We start from the raw sequence: 22,459 nt of genomic DNA on the forward strand, positions 1-22,459 counted from the left end.
GTATTATTCGAACAATAAGAATTAAGCCTTCAGACGCAAAAAATTCCCTCCACAAAAGGGTAAGGAATTTCTTAAAAAACAATTTTATTCTGGATATTAGACTAAAAACAAATAGATGTTTTTAATCCTCCATAAATCAAAGACAATACTAATTGTTAAATTTTAGATAATTGATGTACCTGCGATATACCCGGTAGTCCAGGCCGCCTGAAAATTAAATCCTCCAGTCACACCATCAATATTTAGCACTTCTCCGGCAAAAAATATCCCGGGACATTTTCTACTTTCCATGGTATTGAAATCTACATCTCCCAGACTTACTCCGCCACAGGTTACAAACTCTTCCTTAAATGTGGTTTTTCCATTCACTTCATAGACATCATTGGTAAGCAAATTAATCAACCTGTTGATATCCTTTTTAGAGAGTTCTCCACAAATTTTTTGAGTGGGAATTTGGGCTTTTTCCAACAAAAACTCCCAAAGTCGGGCTGGTAATTTTAAGAGGTTGGTATTTCCCATTTGTTTTTTAGGAGATTGCGATTTTAAGTCAGTCAGAACATCCTGTAATTGCTCATCATTATATTCCGGCACCCAGGAAACCTGCACTGAAAACTGATATTGCTTTTCCTGCAATAGCCTTGCTCCCCATGCGGAAAGCTTTAGTACAGCCGGGCCACTCATACCCCAATGTGTGATCAAAAGTGGCCCTTCCTGATTTAATTTTGTTCCCATAATTTTTACCCTGGACTTATTCACAGATAAACCCATTAATTTGGTAATAGGGTTTTTAGGCATATTAAATGTAAAAAGTGAGGGAACGGGTTCTACAATTTCATGTCCCAAATCTTTTAACCAGTTAAACCCTGATAGTTTTGGACTTCCTCCAGTGGCAATGATGATTTTATCATAAAAAATATCATTCTTTTCATGAGTAGAAACTTTAAATCCTTTCTTTTCTCTGGAATCCGGAACAATCTGGCTGACAGCACAATTGGTTAAAATATTGACATTATGCTGCCTTGCCTGCCCTACAAGGCAGTTGATAATCGTTTGAGAGTTATCGGTAACAGGAAACATTCTTCCATCTGGTTCTGTTTTGGTTTTCACTCCACGGCTTTCAAACCATTCGATTGTATCAGAAGTCATAAAAGAATTGAAAGCCTTTTTCAATTGCTTTGCCCCTCTTGGATAATTTTTAACCAGGCGGGAAATTTCAAAACAAGAGTGTGTTAAATTACACCTCCCTCCTCCCGAAACTTTTACTTTCGAAAGTAATTTTGAGGACTTCTCAAATAAATCTACCTGATAATTCGGGTATTTGGTAGCACAATTAATGGCTGCAAAAAATCCGGCAGCACCTCCCCCAATAACTAAAACTTTCAATATATAAATGGATTAATTTTCCAATCGAAAATAAAATTGGATGTTATATTCAAAAGAAAATGAGTAGAAAAAAGTAAATTATTTGCCTGTCAAAATTTCAGACCAAACAATTTTTTTCACTAAAAACCGATCGCGGTTTCCTATAAAAATCAAAATTAGTCCATTTAAAGCTTTTTCAATCCAATAATAACTAATATGTACGCTCCCTTTCCTATTTTTGTCGATAATTGCAGAGAATCACAAACAATTATTTTAGTTTACAACAACAAACAATTATGAGAAAAATTTGGTTTTTACCACTTTCTGTGGTTATTCTCTTCTCAAATGGGTTATTTGCGCAAGGAGGGAAACACACAGATAAGTTCGAACAATTGGATTATGAATTAGCCGACCCAAATGAGTACAGAGCGGCATCCGGATCTCCTGGTCATAAATACTGGCAAAATCAGGCTGACTATAAAATCTCTATAGAATTGAATGATGCCGATCAATCCATAAAGGGATCCGAAACCATCACTTATACCAACAATTCCCCTGATGTATTAAATTACCTGTGGTTGCAGCTTGATCAGAATATGCGAGGGAAGGAATCGCATACTTACAGCACTGCCACAAGCTCTATTAAGCACGAAACGCATGCTTATTTCTTAAATAAAATGCTCGATCCAGATTTTGATGGTGGTTTTAAGATTGGCAAAGTTACTGATGAAAAAGGCAAAGATTTACCCTACACCATCAACCAAACCATGATGTCTGTGGATATGCCCAAAGATTTAAATCCGGGAGAATCTTTCACTTTCAAAGTAGAATGGTCTTACAATATCAATGACAGAATGGCTATTGGCGGGCGATCTGGTTATGAATATTTTGAAGAAGATGACAATTACCTTTATACCATCGCACAATTCTATCCAAGAATGTGTGTGTACAGTGATTATGGAGGATGGCAAAATAAGCAATTTTTAGGATCTGGTGAGTTTACACTACCCTTTGGTTCATTTGATGTTTCTATTACCGTACCTTCTGACCATGTAGTAGCAGCCACAGGAAAGCTATCAAATACTGATGAGGTACTTACTAAAGAGCAAATCAAAAGATTTAAGAAAGCTGAAAAATCGGACGAACCGGTAATTATCGTATCTCAAAGTGAGGCTGAAAAAGCAGAAAAATCGCGAGCCACAGATACTAAAACCTGGATTTTTAAAGCAGACAGTGTAAGAGATTTTGCTTTTGCAAGTTCCAGAAAATTCATTTGGGATGCCATGGGCGTTGACCTTAATGGCAGAACAGTAATGGCAATGTCATATTATCCAAAAGAAGGAAATCCACTTTGGGAAGAATACTCTACCAGAGTAGTAGCTCATACTTTAAAGACCTATTCAAAATACACTTTTGACTATCCTTATCACAAAGCAATTTCTGTTCATGCTGCACAAATTGGTATGGAGTACCCCATGATTTGCTTCAACTTTGGAAGACCTGATAAAGACGGGACTGTTCCTGACAGGGTGAAATACGGAATGATCATGGTGGTGATTCATGAAGTTGGCCATAATTTCTTTCCCATGATTGTAAACTCTGATGAAAGACAGTGGACCTGGATGGACGAAGGATTGGATAGTTTCTTACAATATTTAACCGAAGTCGAATGGGCAGCCAATAATCCTAAAGAGAAAGATTACCCATTCAGAGGAGGACCTCCTAAAAATATTGTGCCTTATATGTCAATGGATAAAGAATTAATCAGCCCGATTATGACTAACTCTGAACAGGTACAAAACCTTGGACCTAATGCGTACTCCAAGCCAGCCACCGCATTGAATATATTGAGGGAAACGGTAATGGGCAAAGAATTATTCGACAAAGCCTTTAAAGAATATAGCCAAAGATGGATGTTCAAACATCCTACCCCTTCTGATTTTTTCAGAACCATGGAAGATGCTTCTGGGGTAGATTTAGACTGGTTTTGGAGAGGCTGGTTTTATGGTGTTGACCATGTAGATATTTCCTTGTCACAAATCAGGAAATTCCAAATGAGCACCGATGAAGCGCCAAAAGATGCTCCTGAAGCACCAGCAGCCGTTACTCCGGAAGATGATTTCAATAAGTTTTATGTATCGGGAATTTCGGATGCACAAAAAGCCAGAGTTGAAGAAAAACCATATTTCTATGAACTAACTCTTGAAAATATTGGCGGATTGGTAATGCCTGTAATTTTAGAGTTTACTTACAAGGATGGCTCTAAAGAAATCAAAAGAATTCCTGCGGAAATCTGGAGAAAAAATGCAGAAAAAGTGGTGAAAGTTTTCCCTACAGATAAAGAAGTTGCCAGTATCAAACTCGATCCTTTTGAAGAAACAGCCGATACTGATGTGACCAATAATGCATGGCCAAGCAAAGAATTACCTTCTAAATTTGAATTATACAAAGAGAAAGGAAATTCGGCTGGCGGGGATGAATAGAAATTGATTTCTATAATTTCAAAAGATAATCAAAACCTCTGATAGTTAAAACTGTCAGAGGTTTTTACTTTTTAACACTTAAATATTTAGTATAATTTTTTTAAATTGCCACCCTACTCATTACCTGACTTCAACAATACTTTTAAATCCTTTATTTACCACTCATAAACTAATCAACAGCTTTTTTGCCAAATCTTCATAATTTGGTATTGAAAGCAGGAGGATTTATACTCACAACAAATTATTAAAAACAACAACAAATTAAATGATGAAAAAAATCTTACCAATTCTGCTGGTATGCTTAATACCGGTTATTCCTGTATTTTCCCAGGGAGGAAAACATACTGACAAGTTTGAACAACTTGATTATGAATTAGCAGATCCCAATGAATACAGGGCAGCTTCCGGGGCTCCTGGAAATGCTTATTGGCAAAATGAGGCCAATTACAAAATGAAAATTGACCTGAATGATGAAACTCAGGTAATCACAGGATCAGAAACCATTACCTATATTAATAATTCCCCGGATGTTTTAAAATACCTTTGGCTACAACTAGACCAAAATATGAGGGCAAAAGATTCTCATACTTACAGTACAAAAACCAACTCTGTAACCCATGAAATGTCCACAACTTTTAGCCGGAGGGGAGCTTCCTTAAACAGTATTTTAGAACCAGAATTTGAAGGAGGATTTAACATTGAAGCTGTTACTTCAGAGGATGGAAAACTTCTCCCTTTCGTGATCAATAAAACCATGATGTCGGTGGATATGCCTTCAGAATTAAAGCCTGGTGGTTCTTTCTCCTTCAATGTAAGCTGGTCTTACAACATCAACGACCGGGAAAAAGTAGGCGGAAGGTCAGGCTATGAGTATTTTCCCAAAGATGATAATTATTTGTACACGATTGCACAATTTTTCCCAAGAATGTGTGTATACAGCGATTATGGAGGATGGCAAAATAAGCAGTTTTTAGGTTCAGGAGAATTTACCCTTCCTTTCGGAGATTACGAAGTGGAAATCACAGTGCCTGCAGACCACGTTATGGCAGCCACTGGAAAGTTGAAAAATCCTGAAAAAGTTTTAACTGCGGACCAGATTGTTTTATTTGAAAAGGCAAAAACGGCTAAAGAACCTGTCATCATTGTTACAGAAAAAGAGGCTAAGAAAAAGGAAAAATCAAAATCAAAAGAAAAGGCCACCTGGGTATTTCACGCAGAAAATGTAAGAGATTTTGCCTTCGCCACTTCCCGTAAGTTTATATGGGATGCAATGGGCGTAGAAGTAGGAGGCAAAACCATTATGGCAATGTCTTATTACCCCAAAGAAGGTAATCCGCTTTGGGAAGAATATTCTACCAGAGTTGTGGCCCAAACTTTAATCAGTTATTCAAAATACACCATAGATTATCCATATCATAAAGCCATTTCAGTGCATACTGACAGAATTGGAATGGAATATCCAATGATTTGTTTTAATGGTGGAAGGCCATATGAAGACGGTTCTTATGATGATAGAATTAAATACGCCATGATTGGGGTAATTATCCATGAGGTAGGTCATAATTATTTTCCCATGATCATTAATTCCGATGAAAGGCAATGGACCTGGATGGATGAAGGGTTAAATACTTTCACTCAATATTTAGCACAAAAAGACTGGGCGGCTTTAAACCCTAAAGAAGCAGACTATCCTTACAGAAGAGGGCCCGCAAATAAAATTGTACCTTATATGAGTATGGACAAGGGACTTCTGAGTCCGATTATGACAAACTCTGAGCAAATTCAAAACTTTGGATCAAATGCTTATGCCAAGCCTGCCACTGCCCTCAATATTTTAAGGGAAACTGTAATGGGTCCTGAATTATTTGATAAGGCTTTTAAAGAGTATTCCGAAAGATGGGCATTCAAACATCCTACTCCATCGGACTTCTTCAGGTCGATGGAAGATGCCTCTGGAACTGATTTAGACTGGTTTTGGAGGGGGTGGTTTTATACGGTTGACCATGTAGATATTTCCCTGTCACAAATCAGGAAATTTAAAATGAGTGAAGAAGAAGCTCCAGCCAAAGAGAAAGAAGCACCAGCTGCCATCACTCCTGAGGATGAATTCAATACTTTTTACACAGGAGGAGTTTCTGAAGCTACTAAAGCCAGGGTAGAGAAAACACCTTATTTCTACGAACTTACGCTGGAAAACATTGGAGGATTGGTAATGCCGGTTATTTTGGAATTTACTTACAAGGATGGGTCAAAGGAAGTAAAAAGAATTCCCGCAGAAATCTGGAGGAAAAATGCAGAGAAAATCACCAAAGTTTTCCCAACGGAAAAAGAAGTGGTAAATATTGAGCTGGACCCATTTGAGGAAACGGCTGATACGGATGTAACCAACAACTCCTGGCCGAAAAAGGAGCTCCCTTCCAAATTTGAATTGTACAAAGAAAAGGGAAAAAGTACTCAGGGAAACAGGTAATATATAAATTACACAAAGTAATTTCTAATTTTACTTAAAAGTATGATGATGTCTCAGCAGGGTCTGCGTTTTCGCGACCCTGTTTTTTTTTAAATAAGTTGAATCCCCAAATTCTAAACTCAATCCTGAAAAAGACCCGCCAGGCAAAGTGAGGGGAATAAGCAATTTTAGAATTTCTATTTTTAAAAAGTCTTTGGCTTAATCGCCAAAGACTTTTTTGTTTTTGCCTTCTCAGTAGGAAATTTGCGAATTCTTGTGTAGAATCAATGCCATTCCAAAGAAACTAAAAATTTGAAAAAATTCCTTGAATCTCATAATCCCTGTATTTCCCATATTTTATTGGGGATTTTACTTATGGGATTATTCTTCCTTAGAGTGAATAAGCTTTGGGAAACAGGGGTTTTTGATTACGATTCAGCCAAAAATTCAATTATCCTAACAGAATTAAACTCGGGAAATTTTGCTAACCTTTTCCATCATGCAAGCCCGGGGTTTTATTTAATCTACCTTCCCATCCATTCCCTATTCAATAATTTTCTATTTTTGGAATATTTCACAGCACTTTTAAACCTGTTGGCTATTTGGTTATTAGTGCTTCATTTTAGCAGATTATTCCACTTTAACAGTAACATGTTTTTGTGGTTATTAGCCTTTGTTGGAAGTGCAGTTTACCAGATAGTTTCTTCAAGGTATTTGGCAATGGAAGCTCTAAGTCTACTGCTTTTTGTCCTGATTTTTATCCACTATCACAAAAGTCTGGTTCGTCCAGAAAACAACAGATATATTATTTTCGCTCAAATAATTTTATCCCTTGGTGTGGGTGTAAACTATAAATTCATTCTGGTAATTCTAGTTTTTTGGGGTTATGAAATTCTTTTCGCCAAAAGAAAATGGAACTTAAAAATGCTTTTCACCTCGGCATTTATCTTTGTGGCTCCCTTCGTCTTTTATACTTTTCTGGGATGGCTTCTGGGCATTGGCTGGGACAATTATGGCAAACACTTTTTTGTTCAGGCTTTTATAAAAGATATGAATCCCAATGAGGAAGTTTCTAAGTTTAACCTTGATCTACTTTATTATGTCAAATACTTTTTATACTTCGAAAATCCTCTTTCCTGGATTGGAATTATTGTTTTCCTTTTTGCTTATCAAAAAAAGTCTTGGGCAATTCCCCTTTTAAAACTTTCCCTTTTTGTAGTATTGGCCTTTTTTCTGGGTATGTCCCTTTTGCAAAAAGCCCCAAGGGCATTGTTGTTTATCTTTCCATTAATATACATTATTGGCTTTTTGGGAATATTCGCTTTACCAATAAAAAAATGGATAAAATATGGGTTAATTACGCTGGGAATTGCACTTAATATTTTCCTCACCAATGAAAATGTGTGGAAATATTCAAATTCTTCTTATCCTGAATTAGCTTCAGTTTTAAAACTAAAATCACCAAAGAAAATCATATCAACAGCGGGTTTGGGAGTGTCTCCTTTTCTTTCCCCAACAACCCAACTTCAGATAGCCTTAACCAGAGAAGAGGTCAAACAGTATAAAGCCAGTGGTGGAAAATATTTACTTTTCGATTCCTATTCCCAAATTATTAATAGCCAGGAATTTGAGGAAATAAAATACAACTCCACCCAAATACTTTTCGAAAAAGAGGAAAACAGTCTGGCTTCTCCCTATCTTTTTCTGGAACATTCGGAATACACAGGACTTAATTTTGAGGAAACTTTATTATTGAGAAAAAAAGCGATAGAAAATGGTCTTAAAATCAGATTGATTACCTTTGATTAATTACTTGCTTTTTTAATTCAATTATAACTCAAATATGGTAATTGCCTACACTGATGGTGCTTCTTCAGGAAATCCTGGCCCTGGAGGATATGGTACAGTTTTAATCTCCAAGAAGCATAACTTAAGAAAGGAGTTTTCCGGTGGTTTTAGAAGAACCACTAACAATCGCATGGAATTGCTGGCAACTATTGTGGCATTGGAAGCATTAAAAGTAGAAGGCACGGAAATCCTGATCTACTCAGATTCTAAATATGTGGTGGATTCTGTAGAAAAAGGATGGCTCTGGAATTGGGAAAAAAAGGGGTTTTCGGGCAAAAAAAATGTTGACTTATGGCAAAAATTCATTAAATTATACCGAAAACATAAGGTAAAATTTAAGTGGGTAAAAGGTCATGCTGGTATACCTGAAAACGAAAGATGTGACGAATTGGCAGTAGCCGCAGGCAAAGAAAGCAATTTGCAGATTGATGAAGGATTTGAGCGGGAAATGGGAGGTTAACCCAATTGGAGGAAAATAAAGTTTATAATAAGGAGACAGAAAGGTGAAGCATTTCAGTGGATTAACAGGCCTGTTTCATCATCAAGTTAATATTACTTATTTAATGCCTGTGGCAATTTCAAGCAGTATTTAAGAAAATACTCATTTCAACCAAATTTTACTACCTGAATAAAATTTCCTAATCTGTTGTATCAGGAAACCCACATCTTAAAAAGGTCTACACAAAACCATAAATCCTTAAAATCGGGGGAGTGGTGTATCTCAAAGAAGAAAAAAATCCTTCCAAAATTACTAAATTGAAATTTTTGGGATTTTTGTCGATTTTAGTCAAGTAGTATTGTAAGTTTAAATGTAGATTGAACTACTAATTCTTCATACAATCTATTCAGTTTGAGCGAAATAATTTGAAAACTTAAATTCATACGATTATCATATAATAGACAAACAGGGCGTTACTTAATTATTTGCGCAGGTATAGAATAAAATGAAATTTTTGTTGCTTACATATTGCCTAATTTTTTCAGCTTTTGCAAATGCCCAGCAGTCTGCATTTAAGATTTATGAAAATGCTTCCCAGCTGACCACGACAAGGTATAATATCCAGTCTGAGCAAATTACCCTGAACATGGCTTTTGGCCATTCCCAAACGATTAATAGTGAAATAATTGAGAAAATTAAGTCCACGAATATCAAAAGAGTAGATTTAGTTTATTCTGACTATCCCAAAAATACTTCTTTCAAAAATCTGAATATTGAGCGATTAAATTCTCTTCAGCACATTGCTCCGGGATTATTTAATTCAGATAGTGTGAAGTGGTCCATTATAAAACAGACCGATTGTAAAACCAAATCACAGGCAGAATCTCTATTTCATGGGTTTGTATTCTCAGTCAATGAACCCAAGCAGATATTGGAAGTAGATTATCAAAGAAATATTTCGAAAGTAAAAGAAGCATTTCTGGCACTTCCTCCTGAAGACAGGAAGTTTTTGTCCATGGGCAACGATACCCTGGCTTACGACATTTTAGAAAGAAACCTCTATAACTGGAAAAATGTTACTATTGTAAGTGACTGGACTGCCAGTATGTATCCATTTACCACTCAAATTTTGAGATGGCATATCTCCAGAAGTGGAGATAGTAATATTTCAAATTTTGTTTTTTTTAATGATGGAGATAATAAACCTAATGCCGAAAAAAAGGCAGGGGAAACAGGTGGAATTTATGCCATTAAAGCGGATACCTTGTCTCAGGTAATCGAACTGATGAAAATGGTAAAGGAAAATGGTGATGGCGGAGATTTAGCTGAAAATGATATTGAGGCTCTACTTTTTGCCATGAAAAATTATCCTGAATCGGATGAATATGTATTAGTTGCTGATAACCGTAGTGCTATTCGTGACACGGAACTGGTTAAGCAAATTAATAAACCCATCAGGATTATTTTAGGTAGAATATTAATGGATGATATTGCCTATATAAAAGGACAATATATCCGACTCGCAGTGGAAACGGGAGGATCAATCCACACCAGATTTAACGACTACATCACTAAAAATGAACTTTTGCAACTAAAAGACGATGTGCTTAATGCGCGTAGAGCCTTAAAAGCCAGAAGAAAAGCTCATTAGTAAGTATTTCTCATTACTACCTGTTTTATTTGGACAAACCTGAAAAGTTTTTAAAATTTCTTTTTTGTAAATTAGCATAAGCAACAATACAGGCAAAATATCAATACCAAAGTATTTGCTTAATTAAGACTGGTTACTCCAGGCTTCATTGTAAATGGATAGAAATTCCACAAATCAGGAAGATTAAATCAATTTAATAATATCTCAAAATTAGAATTAATCACCTGCTCAAAAATTCTTTCAATACCGAATTTCATGCTTAAGAAATAAGGAAAGAATTTTACCATAATCGAACTATAATCTTAATTATTTATGAGAAAAGTTCTGCATATTGTAATTTTTCTTTTAACAGTTTATACCACCACCTTGGCTCAGGATTTACCTAATTATGAGTTGGTTTCCGGGGTTTCTCTGGAATTAGCCAAACACAGAGCGAATACTATTAGTAATGTAAAATATACACTTCATTTTAAAATTACCGATACACTTTCCAGTCCCATTTCCGGTTCATTAAACCTGGAATTTGAACTCGCTGACTCCTCAAAATCCCTGGTACTGGATTTTAATGTAAATCCTGAGAATTTGATCTCTATCCATCAGGGGAATACGGAAATTCAGTCGAAAGTGAACAATGGGCATATCCTTATTATGCCTGGAATACTTAAAAAAGGTAAAAATTCTCTCTCTATCAAATTTATCGCGGGAGAAAATGCCCTGAACCGGAGTGAGGAATATTTATACACACTTTTTGTTCCCGATCGAGCCTCCACTGCATTTCCCTGTTTCGATCAGCCGGATATCAAAGGCCAGTATAAATTGACACTCGAAATTCCAAAAGAATGGGTGGCTGTGGCCAACGGCAGGATGATCAATAAAAAATTTTCCGGGGATAATCATATTTATGAATTTAATGAGACACCACCTCTCAGCACTTATTTATTTGCTTTTGTAGCGGGAAAATTCAAAAAGATTTCCACCTATAAAGATGGCAGAAAAATGACCATGTACCACAGAGAATCAGACTCTGTAAAGGTAGAAAGAAATACTTTTGAAATTTTCGATTTACATGCTTCCTCCCTCAGATGGCTTGAAGAATATACCCAAATTCCAATGCCATTCGAGAAGTTTGAATTCGTGCTCATTCCTTCTTTTCAGTATGGAGGTATGGAACATGTTGGCTCCATTTTGTACAGGTCATCCAGCCTGATGCTCAACCAGTCAGCTACACAAAATCAAATGCTTAACAGAGCCAGTTTGATTGCCCATGAAACTGCACATATGTGGTTTGGGAACCTGGTGACAATGAAATGGTTTAATGATGTCTGGCTTAAAGAAGTGTTTGCTAACTTCATGGGTGCAAAAATTGTGAATCCAAATTTTCCGGAAATCAATCACAACCTTCGTTTTTTACTGGCTCATCACCCAATCGCCTATTCGGAGGACAGAACTAAGGGCGCTCATCCCATTCAGCAAAAGCTTGATAATCTAAAAGATGCCGGAACATTATATGGCAGGATTATCTACCAAAAATCACCTATCGTAATGCAGCAGCTCGAAAAGCTGATGGGAGAAAAAGAATTCAGAGAGGGATTGCAGGAATATTTAAAAAATTACTCCTTTTCAAATGCCGTTTGGGATGATTTGATCACAATTCTGGATAAAAAGACAGATAAGGACTTAAAAGCATGGAGTGAGGTTTGGGTAAAAGAATCGGGTATGCCTGCCATTAGTGTAAGTCTGGTCACTGATGGAAACCAAATAAAATCATTAAAATTAAAGCAACGAAAATCTCCTGTAAAAGGGAATATCTGGCAACAAAAAACAGAAGTTGTACTGGTAAAAGGAGATAGTATAAAAAGAATCCAACTGGAAATTACGGAGAAAATCAATGATGTAGAAGAAGCCGTAGGATGGTATAAACCAGACTTTATTCTAAGCAATGGTGACGGACTGGGTTATGGATTTTTTACGCTTGGTAAATTTAGCAGGGAATTTTTATTAAAAAATATTTCCTCTATCAAGGACCCCATGCTGAGGGGAGTTGGGTGGATTTCTTTATATGAAGAAATGCTTAACGGTCATGTGCCTCCTGATAAGTTAATGGCTACCATTATCGATGCACTTCCCCAGGAAAATGAAGCTTTGAACTCACAAAATATATTAGGTTATCTTAATTCAATTTACTGGAAATTTTACAAGCCCAAACAAAGAAAAGAAATAGCAGTCCAATTGGAAAACACGCTGTGGAAAATAATGAACTCCGCTCCGGGAGCAAGTGCCAAATCTGCCTATTTTAGGGCCTACAAGGCAATAGCCCTATCAGAAGAAGCAATTACCAGATTGAAAATGATTTGGGAAAGAGATTTATATATTGATGGGTTAATTCTATCAGAACGTGATTATATCTCCATTGCATGCGAGCTTGCGTTGAGGTCTATGCCAAATGCAGAAGAGTTGCTGATCAAACAAATTAATGACACACAGGATCCTAATTTAAAAGAAAGGCTCAGTTATGCCATGCCTGCCCTTTCCGATAATCAACATGTGAGAGATGATTTTTTTGAAAGTTTAAGATATCCGGAAAACCGGCATTATGAGCCCTGGGTGGTAGAAAGCCTAAGCTATTTACATCATCCATTGAGAGCCAAATCTTCTGAAAAATATATTCGTCCCAGTTTGGAATTACTGGAAGAAATCCAAAGAACCGGAGATATTTTCTTTCCAAAACAGTGGCTTATTGGTACATTTAGCGGGCATCAATCAAAATCTGCAGCCAATACTGTGAAAAAATTTTTGAAGGAAAACCCGGAGTATCCCTACCGACTGAAGAATAAAGTCCTTCAGGCTGCTGACATGTTATTCAGGGCTGCGGATATTGTACACATGTAAACCAAATATAATCTTTTAACCCGTCCAAATGAGCCAACAAAAAAACCACAAACTTCAACAATTAATAGGGGAAATAAAGGCATGTACGGTTTGTAAAGACCACCTTCCACTAGGACCAAATCCAGTTTTAGAGGCTACTTCAAAATCGAAAATTCTTGTGATTGGACAAGCTCCGGGTACCAGGGTTCACCATACCGGAATTCCATGGAATGATCCCAGTGGCGACCGGTTAAGATCCTGGATGAACCTGGACAAATCCACCTTTTATGATACCGAGAAAATTGCCATTATCCCGATGGGTTTTTGTTATCCGGGAAAGGGAAAATCTGGTGATTTGCCACCCAGAAAAGAATGTGCTCCATTATGGCATAAACCTCTATTTGATTTACTCCCTGACATTAAATTAACCCTTTTAATTGGCAGGTATGCCCAACAATATTATCTGGGTAAGAAAAGTAAAAAGACTTTATTGGAAACGGTTCGATCTTATGAAGAATATTTGCCAGAGTTTCTTCCATTGGTTCACCCATCTCCCAGGAATACATATTGGCTGAGGAAGAATCCCTGGTTTGAAGACAAAATTGTTCCACAACTCCAACTAAAAGTTCATCAACTTCTGCAATAAAAAAGGGAAATACTTTTAACAAGCATTTCCCTCTTAACTGATAAAGTTTATTCAATTAGGCACTCACAGCTTCATTTTTTTTCTTTTTTACTCCAAAATGAAGGAAGCTAAATGCAATTATTAAAATTACAGGTAAGATAGCCATATATCTTAAAGTACTTGCTCCTGAACTCTCAGTATCCATGAAGTATCCCATTAAAGGCAATACAATTGAAACGGAAAACATTCCTAAACCTCCCATTACTGAAAGACCTAGCGCCCCACTTTCGGGAATATATTCTGCCACATAACCTAACATAGTAGGCCAGAAATAACACACACCAATGGCAAATACTGCAGCAGCTACGAAAATGGTGCTTCCCTGAGCATAGCTTAACCAAACTAAACCCAGGCAGGAGAAAACCGCTGAAAACAAAAGCATTCCGGAAGGACTTAATTTATGTACAACAGGACCTGCAAAAGCTCTTCCTACAGCCATAATCCCTGTAGTCAAAGCCAATACGAGCATTCCGGAAACTCCGGTTTCGTGAAGCAAACTATCAATTCTTTGCTGAGTAGCTAATTCGGTTGAAGCGGTAAGCAACATACAGAATCCCATAAATAAAAATAGGGGACTCACTACAGCTTTCCACATTCCAGATGTACTTACTCCCATTTTTACCCTCTCTGTTTGAGGAACTTCCTGACCCAAAAACAAAACAGCATAGGCAATTAGAGGAATTACAAGGGCACCTACAAGAAGTTGCCAATTGAGCTCCATAATATCCATCATTAAATAGGATAACAAACTTCCTATCACAATTCCACCTGGAAACCATACGTGAAACCTGTTCAACATAGTAGTTTTTTCTTCAGGATACATAGTGGCAACTAAAGGATTACATGCAGCCTCTACCATTCCATTTCCAATACCAATGGCAAGTGTTCCTAAAAATAAGGTCCAGAAATTAGTGGCAAAAATAGTTACTATAATTCCGATCAGGTGACCAATAAAAGCCAGCCAAACGATCTTTTTTATTCCAAAAATATCCACTAATGGGCCACCAATCATCATAGCTATTGTAAACCCAAAAAATGCAGGTCCAAATGCTAATCCTATATCCTGTGCAGATAGTGAAAAATCTGTTGAAAAAACTAGTTCAAGTCTTGCCCTAATGGCAAATGTCATGGCTGTTACTACTAGCGCCATGCAACTGGCTAAAAACAGCCTTCCTCGGTTTACGTTCATTTCCATAATGTAATATCTAAATAAGGTTGAGAATAGTTTATGCTTCTTTTTAAGCTAAATATAAGTTTAAAACTTTTCCAAAAATAATGATATAAGTAAATTTAACAATTAAAAGAGAAAATTGTAATATTTAGAGTGTACTTAATTCCAGTCTGTAAATCTCCCATCCCATTTAAGATTGGGTTTAAATTACCATAGGTAAAATCAGCATTTTTAAAAATTTACCATAAATTAGTGAGAAATTATAAACGAACATCAATAATCTAATCAAAAATTAAATATGGAAAGAAAACTGAGAATGGGAATGGTTGGAGGAGGCCAGGGGGCTTTTATCGGTGGCGTACACCGGATGGCTGCCGGACTTGATGGCCAGATAGAATTAGTTTGTGGTGCTTTTAGCAGTAACCCGGAAAGATCCAAAGCCTCAGGAAAAGAACTTTACCTACCAGAAGACCGGGTTTATGGTAGCTATGAAGAAATGATCTTAAAGGAAAAGGAATTACCTGAAGGCGAAAGAATGGATTTCGTTTCAGTAGTTACCCCAAACCACATGCATGCCCCTCCTACCTTATTTGCACTAAAAAATGGTTTTTCGGTGGTATGCGATAAGCCCTTAGCATTCACTTTAGCTGAGGCAAAAGAAATTCAACAAGCACTGGAAGAATCAGGACAAATACTGGCAGTTACCTATAATTACACGGGCTACCCAATGGTAAAACAAGCACGAGACCTTGTGAAATCGGGTAAAATTGGTGCAGTGAGAAAAGTAATTGTAGAATATCCTCAAGGATGGCTTTCTACTCTGGTGGAAGCATCGGGCCAAAAACAAGCCTCCTGGAGAACAGACCCATCAAAATCAGGGATAGCCGGGGGGACTGGTGATATTGGAACTCATGCCGAACATTTAGCAGAATACATCACCGGCCTGAAAGTGACCGAAGTGTGCGCTGATCTTACCATTTTTGTAGAAGGAAGAAAGCTCGATGATGATGCCAATATCTTACTTCATTTCGATAATGGCGCAAAAGGGATTTTACACTGTAGCCAGATATCTGTGGGTGAAGAAAATAACCTGAATATCAGAGTTTATGGAGAAACAGGTGGATTAATTTGGCATCAGCAAGAGCCAAATACGCTTATTTTCCAAACTAACGATGAGAAAAGAATTTTAAGAACAGGAGTTGGGGATTTGTCAGCAAGTGCTCAGAATCATACAAGAATACCTGCAGGGCATCCCGAGGCATATCTTGAAGCGTTCGCTAATATTTACAGAAACTTTGCGGCTACATTGAAAAGTAAATTAAAAGGAGAAAATCCTGATCCTACTTTTACAGATTTTCCTTCAATAGAAGATGGCCTGAGAGGAATGGCATTTATTGAAACTATAATCGAAGCCAGTAAAAGTGATCAAAAGTGGTATCCATTTAAGTCATAAAAATTTTCAAATTAAATAAATTAAAAAAACATTATAATTCTAACCGAAAATGAAAACAATTAAGGGACCGGGAATATTTTTAGCGCAGTTTATGGGAGATGAAGCTCCTTTCGATTCTTTGGATAATATTTGTAAATGGGCTGCAGGACTTGGTTTTAAAGGAGTGCAAATTCCTTCGTGGGATGGCAGAGCTATTGACCTGCAAAAGGCAGCAGAAAGCAAAACTTATGCAGACGAAATAAAAGGGATCGTAAATTCCCATGGATTGGAAATAACTGAATTATCCAGCCATTTACAGGGGCAATTGCTAGCAGTTCATCCGGCTTATGATGAAATGTTTGACGGATTTGCACCAAAAGAAGTCCATGGCAACCCAACCGCAAGAACTGAGTGGGCCAAACAACAATTACATTACGCAGCAAAAGCTAGTCAGAACTTAGGACTTAGTGCTCATGTAACTTTTTCTGGAGCATTATTATGGCATACCATGTACCCATGGCCACAGCGACCAGCTGGACTGGTAGAAACCGGTTTTAAGGAACTTGCCAACAGATGGCTGCCTATATTAAATGCATTTGATGAAGTTGGTGTGGATCTTTGCTATGAAATCCATCCGGGAGAAGATTTACATGATGGAATCACTTTTGAAAGATTTTTAGAGGCAACAGGTAATCATACCAGAGCGAATTTGCTTTACGATCCAAGCCATTATGTTTTACAGTGTCTGGATTATCTTGAGCATATTGATATTTACCATGAAAGAATTAAAATGTTTCACGTAAAAGATGCTGAATTTAATCCAAATGGAAGGTCTGGTGTTTACGGTGGTTATCAGGGATGGGTGGAAAGACCCGGCAGATTCAGGTCACTGGGAGATGGACAAGTAGATTTTAAGGGAATTTTCAGTAAGCTGGCCCAATATAATTTCGATGGATGGGCTGTAATGGAATGGGAATGTGCGCTTAAACACCCTGAAGATGGAGCAAAAGAAGGGGCTAAATTCATCGCAGAAAATATAATAAGAGTAACCGAAAAAACTTTTGATGATTTTGCAGGCACTGGTGCTGATGAAGAGATGAATAAAAGAATTCTAGGTTTAAGTTAAATATTTAGAATCACTTACAATCGAGAAAAAGCCCTGGTTATTTATTTTACCAGGGCTTTTTCTTTATATCATTACTAATAAGGAAGGTTACAAAAATTTTAATAAAAAAGCTTTTTTACTTTAATCTTGTTAAAAAAACAGGGTATGTACCAACCAATTTTCAAAAAAACTCGTCTTTTAAAATATATGGTCTTGATTGAATAAGTTAAGTAATGTTAAAAACCAACTACTTTCTAATTCCAAGGCAACCATTTGAGGACAAATCGCATATAGATTAATAAAAGGGTTTACCTTTACAAAAAATTACCATTAAATAAAAAAACGGCAAATTAATCATGAAAAGAACTTTTACTCAAAATTTGATTTATAAGGCAAAATACCTCTTTGCTTTTTTACTTACTTTCTCAATTTCGGCCATTTACATACAGGCCGCTTCATTTGATGGAAATAATCCTGTGAGAAAATCCGAATCTTCATTTAACAATGCTGGAGAACTTGAGGTAAAACTTTTTCCAAACCCTTATAAAGAAGGACCCATTAATTTGGAAATTGAAAGTGGCTCACTAAAATCTCTTGATATTACTTTATATAATACCATTGGGAAAGTACTATATAATAAGCAAATTAATCCAACAAGTTCATTTACAGAACTAACCTTTACTCCAGAAGTTAAATTAACTCCAGGACTTTATTTTATGTCTGTTTCATCTAGCAATTTTAAAATTGCTAAAAAACTCATTGTGAACGAGTAAGTAAAATTTAATTTGCCGTAAAGAATTTAATGAAAATTAAGGAAATCATCTGGTTTCCTTTTTTTTATGTTCATTTATTACAACTATTCCTACTAAATATTTTTTTACCTTAAGTAATTATTTGAAGTAAACTTTGGGTTAACCAAAAAGGTTAACTGCATGAAAATCAAATGATAACAAGCAAAACCAATTGCTTCAATTGGATTAGATTAAAAACCTTCAAAACTGAATTAAAATTACATTGATACTATTATTGCTGTCATTGAACAGAATGTTAATAAAATAAAGTAGAACTTTACAATAACCCTTAATTATAAAATATTTCAACTCGGAAGGGATTTTTTTATCTATTCAATAAATTAATTTGACATGAAATCACCACGAATTAAAGAGCCATTCACCAGAATTTATTCTCACGAGCTAGAAGCTATCTTAAGAATTTATCACAATTAAAATCCAGTTTAATAATTTTATTAAAATAATAATTGAATCTTAAACCTTTCACCATGTGGAAGGTTTTTTTTATTTGTAGTATTTTTTAATTAAACCAAATTCATATTTTTTGAGAGGGTAAACAGATATTCTTAAGTTTAAACCAGAAATAATCTTAATTTTGTAAAAAGAATTGTCCTCATTACAAAAACTCTTTTTCCAAAACCCTTATTCAAGGGAGTAGATGGGTTTGTGCAAAACAGGTTCTTGAATTATTTTTTTATTTTCAAAAACCGCTTTCATTTCAACAATTTTATATCTATAATATGTAATGAAGGATTTTTTAGAATACAACTTACCTGTATCATCTGTTTAGCTATTTATTAAACATAAAATTCATTAAATAACAGTACTAAACTAAAAATTTTAATGTCAAAAAAAGTATTGATCGTCTCAAACCGATTACCAGTCACAATCCAACATATTGAAAACAAATTACATTTTCACCCTAGTGCAGGTGGATTAGCAACCGGGCTGGGCTCCATTTACAAAAAAGGAAATAACCTTTGGATCGGATGGCCTGGCTTTCACGATTACGCAGAAAGTGATAAAGAGAATATTACTTCTCAACTCGCCAATGACAATATGGCTCCCGTTTTCCTGAGTAAGAAAGATATAAGGGATTACTATGAAGGATTCAGCAACAAAACCATTTGGCCGCTTTTCCACTATTTCACAGAATATGCGACCTATGATAAAGGCCTTTGGGATGCTTATGTAAGGGTAAATAAGAAGTTTTGTGATGCCATTTTGCATCATGCTAATGACGGGGATGTCATCTGGATTCATGATTATCAATTACTGCTTTTACCTAGTATGGTGAGGGAAAAACTACCTAATGCCACAATCGGTTTTTTCCAACATATTCCTTTCCCGTCCTTTGAAATATTCAGGCTAATGCCCTGGAGGGAGCAAATCCTCGAAGGAATGTTAGGTTCAGATCTTATTGGGTTTCACACCTATGATGATATGCGTCACTTTTTAAGTTCGGTTAACCGGATATTGGGCCATGGCAATACAATGGGACAAATCAGAATTAATAACCGATTGATTGGTGTTGACGCCTTCCCAATGGGCATTGATTATGATAAATATGCCAAGGCTACTCATGCTCCTGAAACAATTGATAAACTTAAAAGGTATTTTAAAATTCTCTCCAACCAGAAAGTTGTGCTATCAATCGACCGGCTCGATTATTCTAAAGGGATAAAACAGCGGCTGCAGGCTTTTGATATTTTCCTGGAGAAATATCCTGAATACATTGGGAAAGTTTCCTTAATCCTTATTGTAGTTCCTTCAAGGGTGAAGGTAGAACAATACAACCAATTGAAAAATGAAATTGACACCCTGGTTGGAGCACTTAATGGAAAATATAGCAGAATTGACTGGAATCCAATCCATTATTTTTATCGGTCTTTTTCTTTCCATTCTTTATCAGCATTATACAGTAGTGCGGAAGTGGCATTAATCACCCCATTAAGAGATGGAATGAACCTTGTTTGTAAAGAATACATTGCCAGCAAATTGGATAAGAAAGGGGTTCTGATTTTGAGTGAAATGGCTGGTTCTGCTAAAGAAATGTCAGAAGCGATCCTGATTAACCCAAATGATATCGACCAAATTGTGAATGCTATGCATCAGGCTCTTGAAATGCCTGAAGCTGAGCAAATTGCAAGAAATGAGGAGATGCAGGAAAAACTCAAACGATATAACATCCACAGATGGGTAGAAGTATTTTTCGAACAGCTTGATTTTATCAAACGCAAGCAGAAAGACCTTAATATGAAAATGGTCACAGGAAAAACCGCTGACCTGATAATTGAAAAATATAAAAAATCTAAGGAAAGAATTCTTTTCCTTGATTACGATGGTACCCTGAAAGGATTTTCATCTAATCCAAAAGCCGTTTCACCGGATAAAGAATTATTAAGTATTCTTGAAAACTTAACTGCAAATCCTAAAAATAAAGTCATCATTATAAGTGGAAGGGATAAAGGTACATTAGGGGAATGGCTTGGCCACCTGAATCTGGACCTTATTGCTGAACATGGAGTCTGGCTGAAGGAGTCTGGTAAAAAATGGATTATGATTGACAATATTGACCAAACCTGGAAAAAAGAAATCAGGCATATCCTTGAACTATATGTGGATAGAACGCCAGGATCATTTATAGAAGATAAGGATTATTCTCTTGTATGGCATTACCGAAAAGCCGACACAGATTTTGGCGAACTCAGGGCCAGAGAGTTGCTTTCAAACCTCAACTACCTGATTGCCAATATGGATTTGCAGACCATGGAGGGGAATAAAGTAATTGAAATAAAAAACAGGGCCATAAATAAGGGAAAGGCAGCCAGGAAATGGCTTAATAATACTGAAAATGATTTTATTATTGCGATAGGTGATGACGTTACAGATGAAGATACCTTCAAAGCAATGCCTGAAAATGCCTTCACCATTAAAGTTGGTTTGACGGCCTCTGTAGCAAGGTTAAATATCAAATCATCAGACGAGGTAAGAAATTTATTAAAAGGATTTATGGAATAAGTTCTAATAAAAGCCTGGTTGAATCTATTTTTATTTAGAATTGTTTTTGTGCTAGGCAACCACCCAATGGGTGGATATCTATGATGTTTTTCTGTAACTTTAATTTCTTATAGTTTCCGGTTTTGTTCAGGCAAAAAGGCAAAAGGTTGTCTGTCAGTTACCAAATGAAAATCTTCAGCGTGCTATTAGTAAATTAATTTTCAAATTAGTCTGAAAATTAAGCTTGTAATTTGTAATAAATTCTAATAATCTATACTTATATAAAAAAACCCTGTGGGGTATTGAAAACCAATTTAAAGTACATAATGAAAAATCTATATTTCGCAATTGGATTAATATTTTTTATAACCTCATGTTCCAGCTCGGGTGATTTTCATAAATCCCCAATTGATGAATTAATCAAAAAGATGGATAGTGAGAAAAACTTTACCATTATTTTGTATGATATGGACGTTGAAGGAGCCTTTTTATCGGATACCTATAAACACCAATACAAAATAATTAAGGAAAAAGCAGATAGTACACAAACTCCCTATGAGGAAATAACAGATTGGTATATTGTAGATGAAAATACATTTGCCAGATATGAGAATGATATGGGAATGGAAGTAGCTTCAAAAAATGATGGGGTCGTAACCAAACAAACGGCTCCTCCAGGATATTCCAGATATGTTGGAAATGAAAAGTACGGACACTGGCAAACTAACAGTAGTGGACAATCTTTTTGGAGTTTTTATGGACAATATGCCTTTATGAGTTCAATGATGGGATTAATGGCTGGTCCGGTTTACAGAACATCTTACTATGACTACAGAGATAATTACAGGGGAGTGAGACCTTATTATGGAGGAGTAACTTCTGCCGGCACTACCAGGTATGGAACTCTTTCTGATGTTTCCCGAAAACAAAATCCTAATTTCCACAGAAGAGCAAATACAAACAGCGCACTCAAAAGCCGTGTAAATAATAGTATTGCTAGAAGCTCAGGAGGAAGAACTTCTAACTCTAAAACTTCCCGATCAGATTCTAGGTATTCTTCAAGTTCCTCCTCAAGATCAAGATCTTTCTCCAGTGGGGGGAAATAAAAAAAATAAATATTTATAAAATAAAAAACCGTTAGCCAAATAGCTAACGGTTTTTTTAATGCGTTCAGA

14 protein-coding genes are annotated in these 22,459 nt (G+C 36.2%); 12 read left to right on the top strand and 2 right to left on the bottom strand.

All coding sequences use genetic code 11. The annotated features are described in order from the left end of the window. Positions 1-162: 162 nt before the first annotated feature. Positions 163-1,383, bottom strand: a complete 1,221-nt coding sequence (locus A3EM_RS0117465) for a BaiN/RdsA family NAD(P)/FAD-dependent oxidoreductase (protein WP_020529527.1) — start codon at positions 1,381-1,383, stop codon at positions 163-165. Positions 1,384-1,658: 275 nt separating this feature from the next. On the opposite strand from A3EM_RS0117465, the gene A3EM_RS0117470 reads away from it, so the two are divergent. The 7 genes from A3EM_RS0117470 to A3EM_RS0117510 all read left to right on the top strand — a co-directional run bounded on the left by A3EM_RS0117470 (position 1,659) and on the right by A3EM_RS0117510 (position 13,746). Beyond that, a complete protein-coding gene (locus tag A3EM_RS0117470; RefSeq protein ID WP_020529528.1) occupies positions 1,659-3,845 on the top strand; it encodes a M1 family metallopeptidase in 2,187 nt (728 codons plus the stop codon). Between the two features lie 265 nt (positions 3,846-4,110). Then, a complete protein-coding gene (locus A3EM_RS0117475) occupies positions 4,111-6,315 on the top strand; it encodes a M1 family aminopeptidase (RefSeq protein WP_020529529.1) in 2,205 nt (734 codons plus the stop codon). 291 nt (positions 6,316-6,606) lie between these two features. Beyond that, positions 6,607-8,103 carry a hypothetical protein gene (locus A3EM_RS0117480; RefSeq protein WP_044238681.1) on the top strand — a complete coding sequence of 499 codons (1,497 nt, stop codon included), beginning with the start codon at positions 6,607-6,609 and terminating at the stop codon, positions 8,101-8,103. A gap of 34 nt (positions 8,104-8,137) precedes the next feature. After that, positions 8,138-8,602 (top strand): ribonuclease HI, encoded by a 465-nt coding sequence (gene rnhA, locus A3EM_RS0117485; RefSeq protein ID WP_020529531.1) that lies wholly within the window; start codon positions 8,138-8,140, stop codon positions 8,600-8,602. A gap of 484 nt (positions 8,603-9,086) precedes the next feature. Continuing rightward, the gene (locus A3EM_RS0117495) at positions 9,087-10,232 is read left to right on the top strand and encodes a hypothetical protein (RefSeq protein ID WP_020529533.1); all 1,146 of its coding nucleotides are present in this window, start codon (positions 9,087-9,089) and stop codon (positions 10,230-10,232) included. Between the two features lie 312 nt (positions 10,233-10,544). Next, positions 10,545-13,121: a M1 family metallopeptidase gene (locus A3EM_RS0117505; RefSeq protein ID WP_020529535.1), complete on the top strand. Its 2,577-nt coding sequence runs from the start codon at positions 10,545-10,547 to the stop codon at positions 13,119-13,121. A 28-nt stretch (positions 13,122-13,149) separates the two neighbouring features. Beyond that, complete coding sequence (locus A3EM_RS0117510) at positions 13,150-13,746, top strand: uracil-DNA glycosylase family protein (protein ID WP_020529536.1); 597 nt, start codon at positions 13,150-13,152, stop codon at positions 13,744-13,746. Between the two features lie 55 nt (positions 13,747-13,801). Here A3EM_RS0117510 and A3EM_RS0117515 read toward each other — a convergent pair whose 3' ends face one another. Further along, entirely contained in the window at positions 13,802-14,980 is a 1,179-nt protein-coding gene (locus A3EM_RS0117515; RefSeq protein WP_020529537.1) for an MFS transporter, read from the bottom strand. A gap of 274 nt (positions 14,981-15,254) precedes the next feature. On the opposite strand from A3EM_RS0117515, the gene A3EM_RS0117520 reads away from it, so the two are divergent. The 5 genes from A3EM_RS0117520 to A3EM_RS0117540 all read left to right on the top strand — a co-directional run bounded on the left by A3EM_RS0117520 (position 15,255) and on the right by A3EM_RS0117540 (position 22,390). Continuing rightward, entirely contained in the window at positions 15,255-16,409 is a 1,155-nt protein-coding gene (locus tag A3EM_RS0117520) for a Gfo/Idh/MocA family protein (protein ID WP_020529538.1), read from the top strand. 49 nt (positions 16,410-16,458) lie between these two features. Then, positions 16,459-17,514, top strand: coding sequence for a sugar phosphate isomerase/epimerase family protein (locus A3EM_RS0117525; protein WP_020529539.1), 1,056 nt, complete (start codon positions 16,459-16,461; stop codon positions 17,512-17,514). A 335-nt stretch (positions 17,515-17,849) separates the two neighbouring features. Beyond that, positions 17,850-18,266 carry a T9SS type A sorting domain-containing protein gene (locus tag A3EM_RS0117530; RefSeq protein WP_020529540.1) on the top strand — a complete coding sequence of 139 codons (417 nt, stop codon included), beginning with the start codon at positions 17,850-17,852 and terminating at the stop codon, positions 18,264-18,266. Positions 18,267-19,127: 861 nt separating this feature from the next. Further along, complete coding sequence (locus tag A3EM_RS0117535) at positions 19,128-21,305, top strand: bifunctional alpha,alpha-trehalose-phosphate synthase (UDP-forming)/trehalose-phosphatase (RefSeq protein WP_020529541.1); 2,178 nt, start codon at positions 19,128-19,130, stop codon at positions 21,303-21,305. Positions 21,306-21,610: 305 nt separating this feature from the next. Next, positions 21,611-22,390 (top strand): DUF1190 domain-containing protein, encoded by a 780-nt coding sequence (locus tag A3EM_RS0117540; RefSeq protein ID WP_020529542.1) that lies wholly within the window; start codon positions 21,611-21,613, stop codon positions 22,388-22,390. The last annotated feature ends 69 nt before the right edge of the window (positions 22,391-22,459 follow it).

This window comes from Flexithrix dorotheae DSM 6795 (assembly GCF_000379765.1).
Classification (GTDB): Bacteria; Bacteroidota; Bacteroidia; order Cytophagales; family Flammeovirgaceae; genus Flexithrix; species Flexithrix dorotheae.